Annotated in this window: 18 protein-coding genes and 1 pseudogene; 15 read left to right on the forward strand and 4 right to left on the reverse strand. The window is 62.4% G+C overall.

The annotated features are described in order from the left end of the window. Positions 1-16: 16 nt before the first annotated feature. Positions 17-1,111: an LLM class flavin-dependent oxidoreductase gene (locus tag HAP47_RS14015; RefSeq protein WP_173637744.1), complete on the reverse strand. Its 1,095-nt coding sequence runs from the start codon at positions 1,109-1,111 to the stop codon at positions 17-19. 168 nt (positions 1,112-1,279) lie between these two features. Here HAP47_RS14015 and HAP47_RS14020 point away from each other — a divergent pair, with 168 nt between their 5' ends. From HAP47_RS14020 to HAP47_RS14055, 8 genes are all read left to right on the forward strand, one after another. Further along, a complete protein-coding gene (locus HAP47_RS14020; protein ID WP_173637743.1) occupies positions 1,280-2,161 on the forward strand; it encodes an FAD binding domain-containing protein in 882 nt (293 codons plus the stop codon). After that, positions 2,158-2,643: a (2Fe-2S)-binding protein gene (locus HAP47_RS14025; protein WP_173637742.1), complete on the forward strand. Its 486-nt coding sequence runs from the start codon at positions 2,158-2,160 to the stop codon at positions 2,641-2,643. Before HAP47_RS14020 ends, HAP47_RS14025 begins: the two co-directional genes overlap by 4 nt. After that, positions 2,640-5,030, forward strand: a complete 2,391-nt coding sequence (locus HAP47_RS14030) for a xanthine dehydrogenase family protein molybdopterin-binding subunit (RefSeq protein ID WP_173637741.1) — start codon at positions 2,640-2,642, stop codon at positions 5,028-5,030. The genes HAP47_RS14025 and HAP47_RS14030 overlap by 4 nt, the downstream gene beginning before the upstream one ends. A gap of 64 nt (positions 5,031-5,094) precedes the next feature. After that, a complete protein-coding gene (locus HAP47_RS14035; protein ID WP_173637740.1) occupies positions 5,095-6,348 on the forward strand; it encodes an ABC transporter substrate-binding protein in 1,254 nt (417 codons plus the stop codon). A 60-nt stretch (positions 6,349-6,408) separates the two neighbouring features. Then, a complete protein-coding gene (locus HAP47_RS14040) occupies positions 6,409-7,293 on the forward strand; it encodes a branched-chain amino acid ABC transporter permease (RefSeq protein WP_173637739.1) in 885 nt (294 codons plus the stop codon). 7 nt (positions 7,294-7,300) lie between these two features. Further along, positions 7,301-8,287, forward strand: coding sequence for a branched-chain amino acid ABC transporter permease (locus HAP47_RS14045; RefSeq protein WP_173637738.1), 987 nt, complete (start codon positions 7,301-7,303; stop codon positions 8,285-8,287). Further along, on the forward strand, positions 8,284-9,054 hold the full coding sequence (locus tag HAP47_RS14050; RefSeq protein ID WP_173637737.1) for an ABC transporter ATP-binding protein: 771 nt from the start codon (positions 8,284-8,286) through the stop codon (positions 9,052-9,054). The genes HAP47_RS14045 and HAP47_RS14050 overlap by 4 nt, the downstream gene beginning before the upstream one ends. Positions 9,055-9,058: 4 nt before the next feature. Beyond that, positions 9,059-9,763 carry an ABC transporter ATP-binding protein gene (locus HAP47_RS14055; RefSeq protein WP_173637736.1) on the forward strand — a complete coding sequence of 235 codons (705 nt, stop codon included), beginning with the start codon at positions 9,059-9,061 and terminating at the stop codon, positions 9,761-9,763. Positions 9,764-9,807: 44 nt separating this feature from the next. Here the strand turns inward: HAP47_RS14055 and HAP47_RS14060 are convergent, their stop codons facing one another. Continuing rightward, on the reverse strand, positions 9,808-10,959 hold the full coding sequence (locus HAP47_RS14060) for a zinc-dependent alcohol dehydrogenase (RefSeq protein WP_173637735.1): 1,152 nt from the start codon (positions 10,957-10,959) through the stop codon (positions 9,808-9,810). Positions 10,960-11,154: 195 nt separating this feature from the next. Here HAP47_RS14060 and HAP47_RS14065 point away from each other — a divergent pair, with 195 nt between their 5' ends. The 7 genes from HAP47_RS14065 (at position 11,155) to HAP47_RS14095 (ending at position 17,155) form a co-directional block, all read left to right on the forward strand. Then, on the forward strand, positions 11,155-12,162 hold the full coding sequence (locus HAP47_RS14065) for an ABC transporter substrate-binding protein (protein WP_173637734.1): 1,008 nt from the start codon (positions 11,155-11,157) through the stop codon (positions 12,160-12,162). Positions 12,163-12,199: 37 nt separating this feature from the next. Beyond that, the gene (locus tag HAP47_RS14070; RefSeq protein WP_173637733.1) at positions 12,200-13,015 is read left to right on the forward strand and encodes an ABC transporter permease; all 816 of its coding nucleotides are present in this window, start codon (positions 12,200-12,202) and stop codon (positions 13,013-13,015) included. A gap of 5 nt (positions 13,016-13,020) precedes the next feature. Next, positions 13,021-13,806, forward strand: a complete 786-nt coding sequence (locus tag HAP47_RS14075; protein ID WP_173637732.1) for an ABC transporter permease — start codon at positions 13,021-13,023, stop codon at positions 13,804-13,806. Beyond that, a complete protein-coding gene (locus HAP47_RS14080; RefSeq protein ID WP_173637731.1) occupies positions 13,803-14,861 on the forward strand; it encodes an ABC transporter ATP-binding protein in 1,059 nt (352 codons plus the stop codon). The genes HAP47_RS14075 and HAP47_RS14080 overlap by 4 nt, the downstream gene beginning before the upstream one ends. A 9-nt stretch (positions 14,862-14,870) precedes the next feature. Beyond that, positions 14,871-15,710, forward strand: a complete 840-nt coding sequence (locus tag HAP47_RS14085) for a phosphodiesterase (protein WP_173637730.1) — start codon at positions 14,871-14,873, stop codon at positions 15,708-15,710. Positions 15,711-16,006: 296 nt separating this feature from the next. After that, positions 16,007-16,744, forward strand: coding sequence for a Crp/Fnr family transcriptional regulator (locus HAP47_RS14090; RefSeq protein WP_173637729.1), 738 nt, complete (start codon positions 16,007-16,009; stop codon positions 16,742-16,744). A gap of 141 nt (positions 16,745-16,885) precedes the next feature. Next, positions 16,886-17,155, forward strand: coding sequence for a hypothetical protein (locus tag HAP47_RS14095; RefSeq protein ID WP_173637728.1), 270 nt, complete (start codon positions 16,886-16,888; stop codon positions 17,153-17,155). Between the two features lie 143 nt (positions 17,156-17,298). On the opposite strand, the gene HAP47_RS14100 is transcribed toward HAP47_RS14095, so the two are convergent. Both HAP47_RS14100 and HAP47_RS14105 read right to left on the reverse strand, forming a co-directional pair. Further along, positions 17,299-17,439, reverse strand: coding sequence for a hypothetical protein (locus HAP47_RS14100; RefSeq protein WP_173637727.1), 141 nt, complete (start codon positions 17,437-17,439; stop codon positions 17,299-17,301). A gap of 2 nt (positions 17,440-17,441) precedes the next feature. Next, a pseudogene (locus HAP47_RS14105) lies at positions 17,442-17,639 on the reverse strand (tripartite tricarboxylate transporter substrate binding protein); the annotation flags it as partial. Positions 17,640-17,731 lie beyond the last annotated feature (92 nt).

A 17,731-nucleotide genomic window follows, 5' to 3' on the forward strand; every position in this document is an offset into this window, starting at 1 on the left:
GTCGAAACTCCTTAGGTCATACGGATGATCCGGCGGCGGCGTTGATCTGCGGCAAGACCTTCTCGGCCATCAGGATCATCGATTGGCGGCCAAGCTCGCGATCCTTCCAGTCCTTGCCGGCATAGAGCAAGGTTCCGAAGGTGCCGGTCTCTTCCTGGAACGCCAGCAGCTGATCGGCTACGTTTTCAGGCGTGCCGTAGATGATCAGCTTCTCGCAGATCGATTCGAGGGTGACCTCAGAGTCTGGTTGATCCCGCCTCGTCTTGAACAGTTCGAGCCGGCCGCCGCGCTTCAGCTTCGTGAATAGCTGGTGATAATAGTACACGTAGGGGCTATCGGGCGACGTGGCGTAGGCCTTCGCGGTTGCTGTGTCGTTTGCCACGAACACGCTCTTGGCGACGCGCCAATTGGCGGGGTCGGCGACCCGGTTCACACGCTCGCAACCCTCGACGTATTTGGGCCAGTGGCTCTTCACCCAGGCAGGCATCAGGAAGTTCGCCGAGATCGGATCCCAACCGCGCGCAGCGGCTTCCGTGACGCCTTTTGAGAACGGTGCGACCGCGGTCACCACGATCGGCGGGTGAGGAGTTTGCAATGGGCGGGCTACGAATCCCTGCCCAATGTCCTCGATCAGGGTTCGCTGGACCGAGACATTCCAGTATCTGCCCCGCAGATCATAGGGCGGCTTGCCCGCCCAGATATCGAGAACCTGATTGATCGCCTCCAGGAACATGGCATTGCGGTCGGCATCGAGATTGCCGAACACCTCCGCGTCGGACAGCAATCCGCCGGGGCTTATTCCGAGTATGAAGCGGCCATCGAGCATGTGATCGAGCATGGCGACGGATGCGGCAACCGCTGCCGGATGAGTGTTCGGCATGTTGATGGTGCCGGTTCCAAGCTTGATCTGTCTGGTTGCGGCCGCGAGCCAGGCAATGAACGCAATGCTGGAGGTGATGTTCTCGGCTTTGTCGGTGACGTGCTCGCCGACATACGCCTCCGTGAACCCGAGCTCGTCCGCGAGCAGGAAGGCTTCCCGATCCTCCCGGAGCGATTGCCGCCAATCCTTGTCGAGAGGATGGATCGGCATCGTAAAGAATCCGAGCTTCATCATCCGCCTCCCTGCGCATTGAGCTTTAGTTGGCAAGGAACCTGCGGCCTTCCCAAGATGAAGACAAGTCCTGCCGCACAAATAATCACTCGATAAACAAGCTTGACCTTTGGAGGGGGCGGCCCTCTAATCGGGCAAACCAAATTTGGGCCGGGAGGCCACGCCCACATGAAAGCTGCGGCTTTCGCCTACGCCCGCGCGACCAGCGTCGTGAATGCGCTGGAGTTGCTTGCCGCGCATGGCGACAAGGCGAAGGTTCTGTCGGGTGGCCAGAGCCTGATGCCGGCGATGAATCTGCGGCTCTTATCCCCGGACATCCTGGTCGATATCGGCGGCCTCGCCGAGTTGCGCGGCATCGCGGTGAGGGGAGACCTACTGGTTGTTGGTGCGCTGACCCGACATGTCGACCTGCTCAGATCGGCAGACGTCGCGCTGCATGCGCCGCTGCTGCGGGACGCCGTTGGCTACGTCGCTCACCCCGCAATTCGCAATCGCGGAACGATAGGCGGTAGCCTTGCGCATGCCGATCCGGCATCGGAGCTGCCGGCCTGTGTTGTGGCGCTTGACGCCACGATCGTTATTCGCGGCCCGACGGGCGAGCGTCGGATTGCCGCGACCGAGTTTTTCAAGGGCATCTACGAAACGGCGCTGTCGCCGGACGAATTGCTTGTCGCGATCGAGGTGCCAGTCGCGGGTGAGGGCTCGACATTTTTCTTTCAGGAGTATGCCCGGCGGCATGGTGACTACGCCGTCGTTGGTCTCGCTGCGCGGGCTGCTGTTGCAGCCGGCAGGTTCACGGATCTTCGGCTCGGCTTCTTTGCGATTGGAGACCGGCCCCTGTTAGCAGCGGCCGCAGGCAGGTTGATCAATGCATCCGTGACCACTGCCTTGCTTGCAGATGCCGCGACAGCGCTGGTCGATGAACTCGATCCACCGGAGGATCAGCAGGCGACCGCGGCGATGCGCCGACATCTTGCTACGGTCTTGCTCCGGCGCTGTGCGGCCGCATTGCTGGCGCGGCCCGATCTCGCAGCGGGAGTGACCGGATGAGCACACCGGTGTCGGTTTCGCTTCTGGTCAACGGCGAGCCCATTGATGCATTGGTATTGCCGCGTCTCAATCTCGCTGATTTCCTCAGGGAGAATCTGAAGCTGACCGGAACCCATGTCGGTTGCGAGCACGGCGTCTGTGGTGCTTGCACGGTCCGGATTGATGGCGAGATCGTCCGCTCCTGTCTGATGCTGACGGTCCAGGCGCAGGGGGCGTCAGTCGAGACAATCGAGGGGCTGTCCGACAGCGGCGAAATCGCTGATCTTCAGGCGGCCTTTCGCGAACGCAATGCATTGCAGTGCGGCTATTGCACGCCCGGGATGCTGATGACGGCGCAGGACCTGCTGAAGCATTTGCCTATGCCTGATCGTCAAGCGATCCGCGAGCATCTTTCCGGCAATTATTGCCGCTGTACCGGCTATCAAGCCATTGTGGACGCGGTGGAGGCGACAGCCAGGATGCGCGCGGAGCGACCGGCATGACGGTGACCCGTGCGCCAGCGGAGACACTTTCGGTGCTCGATCGCCCGAACTCCTATATCGGAAAGACGGTGCCACGACCGAACCTCGACAGGTTGCTGCAAGGGCGTGGACAGTATGTCAGCGACCTGGAATTGCCGCGGATGGCGCACGTGGTTTTTTTACGGTCGCCCTATGCCCACGCCAGAATTGTGGCGATCGATGCCGACGCGGCACGACGTATGTCCGGCGTCATTTCCATCGTCACGGGTCGAGAGCTTGAGGCCGTCATCACGCCATGGGTCGGCGTGCTCTCGCATCTGAAGGGATTGAAGTCGGCGCCACAGCATGCGATCGCGATCGACCGGGCCTGCTGGCAGGGTGAGGCGGTCGCGGCGATCGTCGCAACCAGCCGTGCGGTGGCTGAAGATGCAATGGAGCAAATTGCCGTCGACTACGAGGAACTCGAGGCGGTCACCGACATGCGCACTGCGCTCGATCCGGCAACGCCTGTCATTCACGCCTCGCTCGGTGACAATCTTGCCTTTGAACGGACCCTCAACGCCGGCGATGTCGACCAAGCATGGTCGAATTCTGAGGTGGTCGAGGCCGACTTTGTATTCGGGCGCCACACCGGCGTGACGCTTGAACCGCGAGCGGTGGTTGCCGACTGGAATGCTGCCGAGGCGCGGCTGACGATCTATCAGGGCACACAGGCGCCCCACATGGTGCAGAACATTGCAGCCCTGCATCTCGGACTAAGGGAAGCGCAGGTCCGGGTGGTCTGCAAGGATGTCGGCGGCTCGTTCGGCATCAAGGTCCACATCTACGCCGACGAAATGGCGACCTATGCGCTGTCCAAGCTGCTACGGCGGCCGATCAAATTCGTGGCTGACCGGGTGGAGAGCTTCAACACGGACATTCACGCTCGCGATCATCGATGCAGGGGCCGGACCGGCGTCAAGTCGGACGGCACCATCACGGCCTTCGAGATCGACGACCTGACGGGCATCGGTCCCTATTCGATGTATCCGCGCACCAGCGCCATCGAGGCCAATCAGGTAGTCAATCTGGTTGGGGGGCCGTATGTCACCCCGAATTATCGGGCGCGAGCGCGGGTCGTCTTCCAGAACAAGAACGTGATGTGCCAGTACCGGGCGGTCGGACACCCGATTGCCTGTTCGGTCACCGAGGGTCTGGTCGACCTTGCCGCAGCGAAGATCGGCATGGACCCCGTCGAGATCCGCCGGCGCAATTTGATCCCCGACGACGCCTATCCCTGTGCATCACCCTCCGGCATGAAATTCGAGCAGCTTTCGCATCACGCATCGCTGGCCAAGCTGCTGCAGATGATGGATTACGACGCATTGCGTGCTGAGCAAGCGGCGTTGCGCGCGAGAAATATTCACCGGGGTATCGGAATCGCCAGCTTCATCGAGGTCACCAATCCCAGTGCTGCCTTTTACGGCGTCGGCGGCGCGAAAATCTCGTCGCAGGACGGCGTTGCGGTTCGGCTCGACGCGCAGGGCTCGGTGATCTGCCAGACCAGCATCACGGAACAGGGGCAGGGCTCGGAGTCGCTGACTGCCCAGATCGTGGGCAGCGTGCTGGGCGTTTCGATGGAACGGGTCCGCGTGATCCTGGGCGACACCGACAACACGCCCTATGGCGGCGGCACCTGGGCCTCGCGCGGCGCTGGCATCGGCGGCGAAGCGGCGTTGCAGGCCGCCAAGGCTCTGCGCCAGAATATCCTTGATATCGCCGCGGCCATCCTGCAATCGACGCCGGGCGGGCTCGATATCGTCAACAACAGCATCGTCAGTGCCGACGACGGTGCGCCACGGATCGAGCTGAGCGAATTGGCGCGGATCGTCTATTTTCGGCCGGATACCCTCCCGCCGGGCATCCAGCCTGAGTTGATGGCGACCCGACATTTCGTGCCGCGCCAGTATCCCTTCGCATTCACCAACGGGGTTCAGGCCTCTTGGCTTGAGGTCGATACCGAGACCGGGTTCGTGACGCTGCTGAAGCATTGGGTTGTCGAAGACTGCGGCACCATCATCAACCCGCAACTGGTCGACGAGCAGATCCGGGGCGGGGTCGTGCAGGGGCTCGGCGCGGCGCTGTTCGAGAAATGCATCTATGACGAGCGTGGTCAGCTGACCAACGCCAATATGGCGGACTACCTGGTCCCGATGTCCGGCGAGATGCCCGATATCGAGATTGGCCACGTGGTGTCTCCAACGCAGGAATCTGAGCTCGGAGCCAAAGGGGCGGGTGAGGCAGGGACAGCCGGGGCGGCAGCTGCGGTTGCCAACGCGGTCAACGATGCGCTGCGGCCGTTCGGCGCAACAATTACCGAGATTCCGCTCACGCCTCAGGTTATCCTGACGGCCTTGGGACGAATCTGAGGTGGAGACGTTCCGGCAAAGATAACGATAACAAAACACAGACAGTTCTTGGGGAGGAATAGTCATGACGAACAAGGTCACCAAAGCTCGATCGATATCGCGGCGTCGTCTGCTGACGACGGCAAGCGCCGGCGCCGCTCTCGCCGTCTCGCCGTTTCGCATCAACCTGCTCCAGGCCGAGGAAGCACCCATCAAGATCGGCTTCCCTGTTCCCTTGACCGGTCCGTATGGTGCGGAGGCCCAGGACCAGGTGCGGGCGGGGCAGCTTGCTGTCGCCCAGTTCAATGATGCTGGCGGTCTCAACGGCCGCAAGGCCGAGCTTGTCGTGCGAGACGACAAGCTCAATCCCGGTGAAGCGGCAACGCGGACACTGGAACTGGTCGAGAAGGAGAAGGTGAATTTCGTCGTCGGCAGTCTGTCCGCGGCGGTTCAGCTTGCGATCAACAACGTCACCAAGGAGCGCGGCGTCATCTTCAATTCGATCAGCCAGTCCGACGCCATCAACGAGGCGGCCGACTTCAGCAAATACACATTCCACGAAGCGCTGAACCCGCATATGACGTCAGGCGCGGTCGGCCGCTATGCTTTCGCCAAATTCGGCAAGAAGGTTGCGTTTCTCACGGCGGATTACGCCTACGGTCACGAGATGGTTCGCGGCTTCCTCGAGGTCGGCAAGGAATTCAACGTCGAGAACCTCGGCGACATCCGCCATCCGCTGGGAACGACTGACTTCTCCACGCTGTTGCCGCGTCTCCAGGCGCTGAAGCCCGATATTCTGTGCATCAGCAATTTTGGCCGGGACCAGCAGATCGCGCTGAAGCAGGCGACCGACTTTGGCATCAAGAAGTCGATCCAGATCATCGCGCCGCTGCTCTCGCATGCCAGCCGTGTCGCGGCTGGCCCCCAGGCGTTCGAAGGCGTCGTCGGCGGCTGCTCCTTCTACTGGGGTATCGAGGACAAGTTCGCCTCGACCAAGGCGTTCAACGATGCCTTCCGCAAGATGTACGACGGCAAGCTGCCCACCGACTACGGTGCGCTCGGTTATGGCGGTGTTCGGACCGTGCTGGAGGCGGTCAAGGGCGCCGGCAGTGTCGAGACCGACAAGGTCGTCGCGGCATTGGAAGCTCTGAAGTACGACGACTACAAGGGGCCGCAATATTATCGCAAATGCGACCACCAGTCGGTGCAATCGGTGCTCGTGATCAAGTCGAAGTCCAAGGACATGAGGAACGAGTCCGACGTGTTCGAGGTTCTGTCGACCGAAGAGCCCAACGAGAAGAACCTGCGTACCTGCGAAGCGCTCGGCCACAAGAGCTGAGCTCGTGCGACGGCGCGGCGCGCGCCGCGGGACGGAACGCGCCGTGCTTGAGGGGGACAAATGGCGGGCCTGAGCTTTGACCTGATAGCGCTGCAACTGTTTGCCGGGCTGGCGCTCGGCGCCATCTATGTGCTGTTTGCGATCGGCCTCTCGCTGATCTTCGGGATGTTGACGGTCGTCAACTTCGCCCATGGCGCGTTCTACATGGTCGGCGCCTATGTCGGGCTCTATCTGACCTCGATCGGGGGCAATTTCTGGATCTGCCTCGTGGCGGTGCCGATCGTAATCGGACTGTTCGGCCTTGCCGTCGAGCGCGTGCTGATCCGGCCGCTTTACGGTCGCGGCATCGACTATCCGCTGCTGCTGACCTTCGGGCTCAGCTACGTGATGGTCGAATGCGTGCGCATCGCCTTTGGCAAGACCGGCTATCCTTTCGACACGCCCGAAGTTCTGCAGGGGGCTGTCGACATTGGCGTCGGCTATTTCCCGCTCTACCGCCTGTTCGTGATAGGCGCGACGGCCGTCGTGCTGCTGGCGCTCTGGCTGTTTCTGGAGAAGACCAGCTTCGGGCTGATCGTCCGCGCCGGGGCGCGCGATCCGCAGATCGTCCGTGTTCTTGGGGTCGACGTTTCCAAGGTCTGGTTGATCGTATTCGGGATCGGTACTGCGATCGCGGGCTTTGCCGGACTGTTGGCCGCGCCGCTTCAAGGCGTCATTCCGGAGATGGGCGGCACGATCCTCGCCGAAGCCTTTGTCGTGACCGTGGTAGGAGGGATGGGGTCGATCGGCGGCTCCGTCCTGGCAGGCCTGCTGGTCGGTGTGGTGGTCAGCATGACATCGCTGTTCGCACCCGAGATGGCCAAGGTTTCGATCTTTGCCTTGATGGCCATCGTTCTGATCGTTCGTCCCCAGGGCTTCTTCGGCCGCGCCGGATTGATGAGCTGAGCCCGGCATGACCGAAACCACTCAATCGATCAAACGGCCCGGTGCCACGACGGGCAGTTGGTACGAGTTCGCGACGCGGCATCGGGCCAGCATTGTCGCGGCGGTCATCCTGGTTTTCCCGCTGGTGATGCCGTTCACGGCCCTCGCCGTGAATATCCTGATCTATGGCTTGTACGCCCTCGGCTTCAACCTCGTGTTTGGATATCTGGGTCTTCTGTCGTTTGGTCACGCGGCGCTGTTCGGGACCGGTGCGTACCTCTGTGGCATCGCCATCGTGCATTTCGGCTGGCCATGGTATGCAGCGATCGCGGCCGGGGTCGCCGGCGGATTGTTGATGGCGCTGTTCATCGGCGTGCTCGCGATCAGGACACGAGGCATCTATTTCGCCATGGTGACAATGGCACTGTCGCAATGTGTCTACTACCTTTTCTACCAGTCGGTTGACTTGACCGGCGGCGAGAACGGCCTTCGCGGCATCAACGTCCGCACCATCGATCTGTTCGGCCTGCGGATCGATTTCATCAATCCGATGATCCGGTACTACGTCATCGCGGCCTTTGTGATCGCCGCATTTTTTGTGATGTCACGCATTCTGGCGTCGCCCTTTGGTGCCGTCATTGAAGCGGTGCGCGAGAACGAGATGCGTGCACGCGCGTCCGGCTACGACGTGACCCTGACGCGATTGCTGACCTTCGTCCTGTCGGGCGGCTTCTGCGGCCTTGCGGGTGCGTTGCAGGCCCTGCACTTGTCGATCGTTCCGATCGAAATCCTGCATTACGAGACCTCGGGCCTGGTCGTGATGATTGCTCTCCTGGGCGGTATGGGGACGTTCTTCGGGCCGATGATTGGTGCTGCGGTCTTCCTGGTCCTGGAGAATGTGGTCTCGGTGTGGACCGTTCACTGGCAACTCATCGTTGGCGCCATCTTCATTGCATGCGTGCTGTTCTTCCCGGCGGGCATCTGGGGCACGCTGATCGCGCGGGGCAGACGATGAGCGCCGCAGAAGGCCACGCAGGAGAAATCATTCTGCGCACCAGGGGCGTCGGCAAGACGTTCGGGAAGTTTGTCGCCCTCAACAATATCTCGGCCGAGTTTTCCAGAGGAGCGATCACTTCCATTATTGGTCCGAACGGGGCTGGAAAGAGCACCTACTTCAACCTGCTGTGCGGCGCCCTTCCGCCGACGAAAGGCAGCGTTGAGTTCGAGGGCAAGGATGTCACCGGTCTGCCGCAACACCGCTTTGCACATATGGGGATCGCGAAATCCTTTCAGATCACCAGCGTGTTTCCGCAGCTTACGACACGTGAGAACATCCGCGTGGGTCTGCAGGCGCTGGTGGCGCGATACGATATCTGGCGTCCCCGTGCGCGCCTGACCGAACTGATCGAGCGGGCCGACGAACTGCTGGCGCTCGTCGGGTTGTGGGAATCCCGGGAACGCGCGGCCAAGACGCTGGCCCACGGTGAGCAGCGGGCACTGGAGATCGGCATGGCGCTTGCCAGCCAGCCCCGCTTGCTGCTGCTGGACGAGCCGACGGCCGGCATGAGCCCGGAAGAAACCCGGACCATGATGGATCTGATCGTGAAACTCGCCAAGGAGCGTACGGTTATCCTCGTCGAGCACAAGATGAAGCTGGTGCTGGGGATCAGCGATCGCATCCTCGTGCTGCACCACGGAGAACTGCTGGCCGAGGGAACGCCGCAGGAGGTCCGGCAGAACGAGGCAGTGAAGCGCGTCTATCTCGGCCAGCGGGAGCATTGACGGGATGCTGCAGATCAGCAAGCTCAATGCCTGGTACGGCGCAAGTCACGCGTTACAGGACATCAGTCTCGAGGTGAGCAAGGGCGAAATCGTCTGCCTGATCGGTCGCAATGGGGCCGGCAAGACGACGACGTTGAAATCGATCATGGGGTTGATGGGGCGGGCGCGCGGCTCGGTCATCTTCAAGGGTGAAGAGCTGCTGCGTCAGCCGGCGCATGTGCGGTTCGCGTTGGGACTGGCTTACGTTCCAGAGGAGCGACGGATTGTGCAGGGACTGACCGTGCGGGAGAATTTGCGGCTCGGGCTGGTTGCCTCGAAGGAGAAGAAGCGGGAAGTCGAGCTGATCGACGAGATCGCCGCGATCTTCCCCCGGCTGGCCGAGCGCATGGATCAAGAGGCGGTCACGATGTCCGGCGGTGAGCAGCAGATGCTGGCGATCGCGCGGGCGATGATCGCAAAGCCCGACCTGATCATGCTGGACGAGCCGTCGGAGGGCATCATGCCGGTCCTGGTCGACGAGATGTTCGCGCTGTTCCGCAGCATGAAGGCGCAAGGAACGACGGTTCTGCTGGTCGAGCAGAACGTCGAGCTCGCACTTGGCATCGCCGATCGTGCTTATGTGCTGGATCAGGGGGCGGTGGTGCACCAGGCGTCGGCGCAGGCGCTGCTCGCCGACGACGAGATCAAGGAGCGCTACTGTTCGGTGTGAGCAGGCTCTCGGGTTCGTGCTTTCGCGAGCCGTCCGAACCGGCCTTATTCCGCAGCGCTCGCGATCGTTTCGGCTTTCCGATTGGTGACGACGACCTTGATCGCGTCATCCACGCGGTCCCGCGCATATCTCAGCGCCGTCGGCAGGTCGGCCAGCGGAAACGTATGCGTGTGGATCCTGGTCGCGTCGAACCGCTTCGCTGCCATCAATTCCATCGCGCGGTGCGTGGCGCTGCGGCCCTCGCCGCGGATGCCGTAGGCGTAGATGTTGTTCCGTACGAGATGCGCGATGTCCAGCGTCGCGGCCTCGTGCGGGAAGGCGGCCAGACAGATCTTGCCGCCGCGATTGGTCATGTGAATGGCCTGGTTGAGTGTCGCTTCGGTGCCGGCACATTCGACGACATAGTCCGCGCCGATCCCCCCTGTTAGTTGTTTCACGACATCAACGACGTCTTCGTCGTTGATGTTGATGACGCGGTCGGCCCCCAGTTCCTGGCCGATCGCCAGCCGCTTGTTGCGCGTCCCGGTCAGGATGACCGGGCTTGCACCAAGCGCCTTGGCCACCGCAACTGCGAGAAGTCCGATTGGCCCTGGGCCGATCACCACGACGCTCTCGCCGGCCACCAATCCCCCCAATTCCGTCAAGCCATACATCGACGTCCCGGCAGTCACCACGAGCGTCGCTTCCGCGTCGCTCATGGTATCCGGGACGCGCGCCAGCGTATTGATGTGGTTCACCGCGTATTCGGCGAATCCGCCGTCGGTCGTAAAGCCGTTGGCGCGGTGACCCTTCTCCGGCTTTCCATAGTTGAGGCACGATGTGTACATGCCCTGGCGGCAGCGTTTGCATTGGCCGCAGCCGGCGTGGATCTCGACGCTGACGCGCTCTCCGATCCTGAACTCGTCGACGTTTGGACCGAGCGCGGCAACCGTGCCCATGTATTCGTGACCCGGCGTAAAGTTCTTGTTGAAGGGCAGGCCGCCCTGAATGCTTGCAGGTGACCCGGCATGGATGATTTCGAGATCGGTGGCGCAGATCGCAACCGCGTCGATGCGCACCAGCACCTCGGCGCGCGTCGGGATCGGCGTCGGCTTCTCGCGAAGCTGGAGCTGGTCGGGGTCACCAAGGACCCAGGCTCTCATCAGGTCGGGGACGGGAAGGTCGGACGATGTCTCGACGCCGGGCGGTTGGTACATGGGCGCTTCCTCTTTCGGCTCCCAGCCTAGCGCGAAACGACGGCTCGCCGCGAGCCTCCGGTCGTTGGCATCCGGGCTGCTGCATTTGCTGCACGGCAGCAAGCGCGTCGCAAAACCTTCATGCGTGGTCTATACTTGGTCGCTGCGTTGATGTTGAAGTCCGCATTGCTTCCTCCTCCCAGACCGGAGCCCCCCATGAAGACCGTCCGCCTTGTCCTCGCGTTGCTCGCGCTGACACTGATTGCGCCGTGGCAATCCGCCAGGGCGGCCGACGTGATCTGCTACAATTGCCCGCCGGAATGGGCAGATTGGGCGTCGATGCTGAAGGCGATCAAGGCGGACCTCAACTACGATATCCCTCATGACAACAAGAATTCCGGCCAGGCGCTAGCCCAGATCCTGGCCGAGAAGAGCAACCCGGTCGGTGATATCGGCTATTTCGGCGTGACCTTCGGCATGAAGGCCAAGGCCCAGGACGCGCTCGAGCCCTACAAGCCGGCGCATTGGGATCAGGTCCCCGCCGGCCTCAAGGACCCCGACGGCTACTGGACCACGATCCACTCCGGGACGCTCGGCCTGTTCGTGAACAAGGACGCGCTTGGCGGCAAGCCGGTGCCGGCCTGCTGGAAGGACCTCCTGAAACCTGACTACAAGGGCATGGTCGGCTATCTCGACCCGTCGTCCGCTGCGGTCGGATATGTCGGCGCGGTCGCCGTCAATCTCGCGCTGGGCGGCTCGCCCACCAATTTCGATCCGGCGATCACCTTCTTCAAGGAACTGCGCAAGAACGATCCGATCGTGCCCAAGCAGACGTCATATGCCCGCGTCGTGTCGGGCGAAATGCCGATCCTGTTCGACTATGACTTCAACGCTTACCGCGCCAAATATTCGGAGAAGGGCAACTTCGAGTTTGTGATTCCCTGTGAAGGGTCGGTGGTGTTTCCCTATGTCGTTGGCCTCGTGAAGAACGCGCCCGACAAGGAAAAGGCGAAGAAGGTGATGGACTATCTGCTGTCCGACAAGGGCCAGGCGATCTGGACGAATGCCTATCTGCGTCCGGCCCGCCCGATCGAGCTGCCGGCCTCCGTGAAGGGCAAATTCCTCCCCGACAGCGACTATGCCCGCGCCAAGAGCGTCGACTGGGGCGAAATGGAAAACGTGCAAAAAGCCTTCGTCGACCGCTATCTCGCCGAGGTCCGCTGAGGCAATATGGTGCCTTCGCCGGGGCACCATTCTTCCGATGTCGCAAAAATCCTTCGTTTGGCTCTGCCTGCTGCCGCTTGTGCTGGTGACGGCGGCGTTCTTCCTGTTGCCGATGGCACGGCTGGTGGTGGCGGGCGCCGAAGGGCCGCACGGGCTTGCCGGATATCTCGCCATCCTGACCGAAGGCCGCTATCGCGCGACGCTGATCAATACCGTGCTGCTGGCGGCGGCAACCACGGTCGTCACACTGATCGTGGCAACGATCGCCGGAATGTTCCTGCAGCGGCACCGCTTTCCCGGGCGGGCCGTGCTGGTCGCGATGCTGACCTTTCCGTTGGCTTTTCCCGGCGTGGTGGTCGGCTTCATGATCATTCTGCTGGCAGGGCGGCAAGGGCTGATCGGCGATCTCTCGAACCGGATCTTCGGCGAGAAGTTCGTTTTCGCCTATTCGATCTACGGGCTCTTCCTCGGCTATCTCTATTTCTCGATCCCGCGCGTCATCCTCACCATCATGGCGGCCGTGCAAAAGCTCGACGTCGGTCTGGAGGAAGCCGCGCGTTCGCTCGGCGCCAGCCCATGGGCGGTGCAGCGTGATGTCGTGCTGCCGGCACTGGCGCCGGCCTTCGTCGCGTCCGGTGCGATCGCATTTGCGACAGCGATGGGCGCCTTCGGCACCGCCTTCACCCTGGCGACGAACATCGACGTGCTGCCGATGCTGATCTACACCGAGTTCACGCTGGCCGCGAATTTCGCGACCTCGGCGGCGTTGTCGGTGGGGCTTGGCCTGATCACCTGGCTCATTCTCGCGCTCGCCCGCACATTCAGCGGCAGCGCGGTCGCAGCGGCCGGGTGAAAAGCATGCGCGATCGCCTGATCTTCACCGGCCAGTTCATCTTCACGCTGCTCGTTGCAGCGTTCCTGGTGGTGCCGGCAGGGCTTTCGATCTCGGCGGGCGTGACCGTCAATTATTTCCGGGGCATCCAGTCCGGCGTGACCCTGCAATGGGTCGCTCAGGTCTGGGAGCTCTATGCCGGCACCATCCTGCTGTCCTTCGTGATCGCATTCGCGACACTCGCCGTCACGCTGCTCGCCGGCGTCCCCGCGGCCTACGCACTGCATGCGCGGGGAGGCCGGCTTGCTCGTATCGTCGAGGAAATCATCACACTGCCGCTGGCGATCCCGGGGCTCGCGATCGCGCTTGCGCTGTTGCTCGCCTATGGGAGCTTTGGCGGCTTTCGCCGTTCCTGGCTGTTCATCCTGGTCGGCCACGTGATCTTCACCATGCCGTTCATGGTGCGCTCGGTCATGGCGGTGTTCGCGACCGTGGATATCAAGACGCTCGATGAGGGGGCTGCCTCGCTGGGGGCATCGTCATGGCGGCGATTTTGCGATGTCATCGTGCCGAACGCGCTGCCGGGAATTCTGGCCGGCGCGCTGATGGTGGTCACGCTGTCGCTCGGCGAATTCAACCTGACCTGGATGCTGCATACGCCATTGACGAAGACGCTGCCGATCGGGCTCGCCGACAGCTACGCCTCGATGCGGCTCGAAGTGGCTTCGGCCTACACGCTGATCTTCTTCGTGATGATCATTCCGCTGCTGGTCGCGATGCAGCTGCTGGCCGACAGGGACAACAAGCGATGAACACGGCGGGGCACGGTGCAGCGGTGCGTATCGAGGCATGCAGCAAGACCTTTGCCGACGGCACGCGGGCCCTCGATCCCGCGACCCTCGACATCGCGCGCGGCGAGACGCTGGTGCTGCTCGGCCCATCGGGCTGCGGCAAGACCACGATGCTGCGGATCATCGCGGGCCTCGAGTTGCCGGATGGGGGCGGCAAGGTGCTGTTCGACGGCAAGGATATGACCTCGGTCCCGATCGAGCGGCGCAATGTCGGCATGGTGTTTCAGTCCTACGCCCTGTTCCCCAACATGACGGTCGCGGACAATATCGCCTACGGCCTGAAGATCCGGGGTGTTGCCAGGGGCGAGCGTGCCGCGCGCGTCGCCGAGTTGGTTGCTCTTACGAACATCACGGGATTGGAGAACCGCCGCATCGACCAGCTTTCGGGCGGCCAGCGCCAGCGTGTGGCACTGGCGCGTGCCGTCGCGATCCGGCCGGGCATATTGCTGCTCGACGAGCCCTTGACCGCGCTTGATGCCGCCTTGCGGGACCGGTTGCGAGGCGAGCTCAACCGGCTGTTGCGAGCGCTTGGTATCACGACGATCTATGTCACCCATGATCAGTCCGAAGCCATGGAATTGGGCGACCGCATCGTGGTGATGCGGAAAGGTGCGATCGCCCAGATCGGCACGCCGCGCGAGGTCTACTTCGCACCGAAGGACCGCTTCGTGGCGGAGTTCATCGGAGCGGCGAACATCGTCGAGGCTCCGATCGAGAACGGCATGCTGATCCTGCCCGGCGGGCGATTGCCGATCGAGGGTGGCGCGACGGCTGCGAACGCGACCGTCATGATCCGTCCCGAAACCATTCGCGTGACGGACGCCGGGGCAGGGCTGCTCTCGGGAGCAGTTGATTCCGTCAGCTTCATCGGCGACCGGCAACGAATTGTCGTGAGTGCTGCATCGAGCAAGCCGCTCAATGTCGACGCGCCCAACACAATCCAGGCCAAGGTTGGCGATCGAATCGGGCTTTCGATCGCGGCCGACGCCGTTCGTCTGCTCCCTTCCGAACCCTGAGATTGATCGATGCCGCTGAAACCGGTTCTCATCGCACAGATATCCGACCTCCACATCAAGCCGCCGGGAGCGCTGGCCTATGGCCGGGTCGATACCGCGAAGGCGCTTGAGCGCTGTGTGGCGGCGCTCGGCGCGTTCGAGCCGGCGCCCGATTTCGTCGTCATCTCGGGCGACCTTGTCGATACGCCGTCGGTCGAGGAATACGACTATCTCAAGCGATTGCTGGCGCCGCTGCGCCTGCCGTTTGCCGGTATTCCCGGCAATCACGACTCGCGTCAGTGGATGCGTGAGGCGTTTTCAGCCGCGCCGTATGCTCACCCTACCGGTGCGCTCGACCAGAAGATCGAGGTGAATGGTCTTGATCTCCTGCTGCTGGATTCAAGCGTCACCGGTAAGCCGCACGGCATGCTCGAACCATCCACGCTGCAATGGCTGGACGCGACGCTGACGACGGCAGCGGACCGGCCGGCGCTGCTTTTCCTGCATCACCCGCCATTCAAGGGCGGCATCTGGCATATGGACCGGCAAGACCTCTTCAATGCCGACGCATTGGCGGAGATCGTCAGGCGTCACCCGCGTGTGCGGTTGATCGCGTGCGGGCACGTCCACCGCGCGATGCTGACCACTTTCGCCGGGATTGCCGTGACAATATGCCCCGCGCCGAACCACGCGGTCGACCTGGACCTCGGACAGCTCCGCGAGCCATCGTTCAAGGTGGAACCGCCCGCATTTCATTTGCACACTTGGTTTCCCGGGCAGGACTTTGGACAACTGGTCACGCACCAGATCCCCATCGGTCAGTTCGATGGGCCGCACCCGTTCTTTGGGCCGGACGGCAAGCTGCTGTGAGTAGGTGGCGTCGACCCCTCACGCGAACGGGTTTCGCCAGGCGGGATTGCCAGTGACGGGCGGGTTTTCAAGACCAAGGACGGCCGTTGCCTACAATTGAGCGTTGCAACTAGGCACATATTTATTCCAAATTGTACTTTCGATGCCTTCCAGCCCGATCTCACCGGCCTGGACCTTTTGTTGCTGTAGGCCCCTGGTGGGGCTATAGTCCTTTCCGCTTTCATTGATCGATGGCTTGTCGGTGTGTCGCGCTGCTGGCGCGCCGATTGAACGCAACACAATCAGTCTGGATCACAATGACCGGTGCGCTGCCCATAGAACGAACTGCCGGCGCGCCGTTGTTTTCAAACAACAAGCTATCGGTGCTGCGCAAGCATCCCTATTTCGCCGATCTGGAGCCCGAAGCATTCGATCAGCTCTGCCGCTATGCCAAGCACACCACGCTGAAGCGCGGAACGACGATCTTCTCCAAGGGCGATCCGGGCACCAGCCTGATTGCGGTGATCTCGGGCACGGTGAAGATCAGCATCTCCTCGCCGGACGGTCGCAACGCGATCCTGAACCTGATCGAGGCAGGAGAGATATTCGGCGAGATCGCGCTGCTCGACGGCTTGTCGCGGACGGCCGACGCCACCGCCAACGCCAATTGCGAGCTGTTCGTCATCGACCGGCGCGAGTTCATTCCGTTCGTGCGCAGCCAGCCGACGCTTGCGATGAAGTTCATCGAGCTGCTTTGCGCAAGGTTGCGCTGGACCAGCGACCAGGTCGAGCAGGTGATCCTGCAGGATTTGCCGGGCCGTCTGGCGAGCGCGCTGCTGCGTCTGAGCGACAAGCACAAGCCGCAGGGGCGCACCATCTCGATCACCCAGCAGGAGATCAGCGAGATGGTCGGGATGACCCGCGAGAGCATCAACAAGCAGCTCCGCGCGTGGGCGACACGCGGTTGGGTCAGGCTCGAGCATGGTGCGATCGTCGTGCTGAAGCCCGAGTCGCTGCAGGCGCTGGTCGACGCCGGGGCTGATGACGGCGAGTAGTCGCTCTCCCGTCTGCGCGGTCGCTCCGGCATTTCACGAAATGGTGAACCGGACAAAGCCTGTGAAACCATTCACATCGGCCGCGCGTGCCCTGCGGTAAGTGACGCTTCGGTGGAGCACACTCGCACTGTGGAGGAATCCATGCAGGGCTCTTTCGACAACCGGCAGCAGGATCCGGAAAGCAACTACGGGAGCTTCAGTATCAAGCTGATCGCTCTGCCGGTGCTTGTGATCGTTGCATTGATCGGGATGCTGGTCAGCCACCCCGCCGCGGTCAAATGGATATCGGACGCGGCGCAAGCGGAGTTCGCGGGAACCGACGTTGTCGACGTCGATCCATTGACCAAGATTGCGCAGCCGGCACCCACGGCGCTGCCGCGCAATGAGACACGGACGGTGAAGGCCAACTGATCGTCGGCACTGCCGTCGCTCGTGATTGCGCGACGGCGGCAAACTCAGATTGTCCAACGGTCCGCCGCGCCGCCATCGTCAGGCGGCAACGCCGAGCACCTTCGCTGCGGTCCGGCCGAGAATGTTGGCCTTGCCGTCGTCGCTCAGCGATGCGCGTGAATTGGCGATGCGGTGCCGTCGCGCCATTTCATCGGCAAGCCGATGAAGGTGAATGGGCCCTCGCCAAGCATGGCCTCGAGATTGCACAGGCTTTCGATGTGGGTCATGTCGAGCGTGCCGATCACGCGCCGGCGCCGGTGCGGTTCTCCACCACGAAGGGCTGGCCGAGGTTTTCCTGCAAGATGCTGCCGATCTGGCGCGCAACGACGTCGGCCGGACCGCCGGGACCAAAGGGAACGACGATCCTGACCGGCCGCTCGGGATAATCCTCGGCGTCCGCATGCGAGCCTGACACCAACACGGTCAGCAATGCCGCGACACACATCACGGCGTACCGAAAGTCCGCCATTGATCGTCTCCCCCAACTTTAGTCTTCTTTCTTGACGAGAAGTCTAGCTGCAACCTGAAGCATCTGTC

It is taken from the genome of Bradyrhizobium sp. 41S5 (assembly GCF_011516665.3).
GTDB lineage: Bacteria > Pseudomonadota > Alphaproteobacteria > Rhizobiales > Xanthobacteraceae > Bradyrhizobium > Bradyrhizobium quebecense.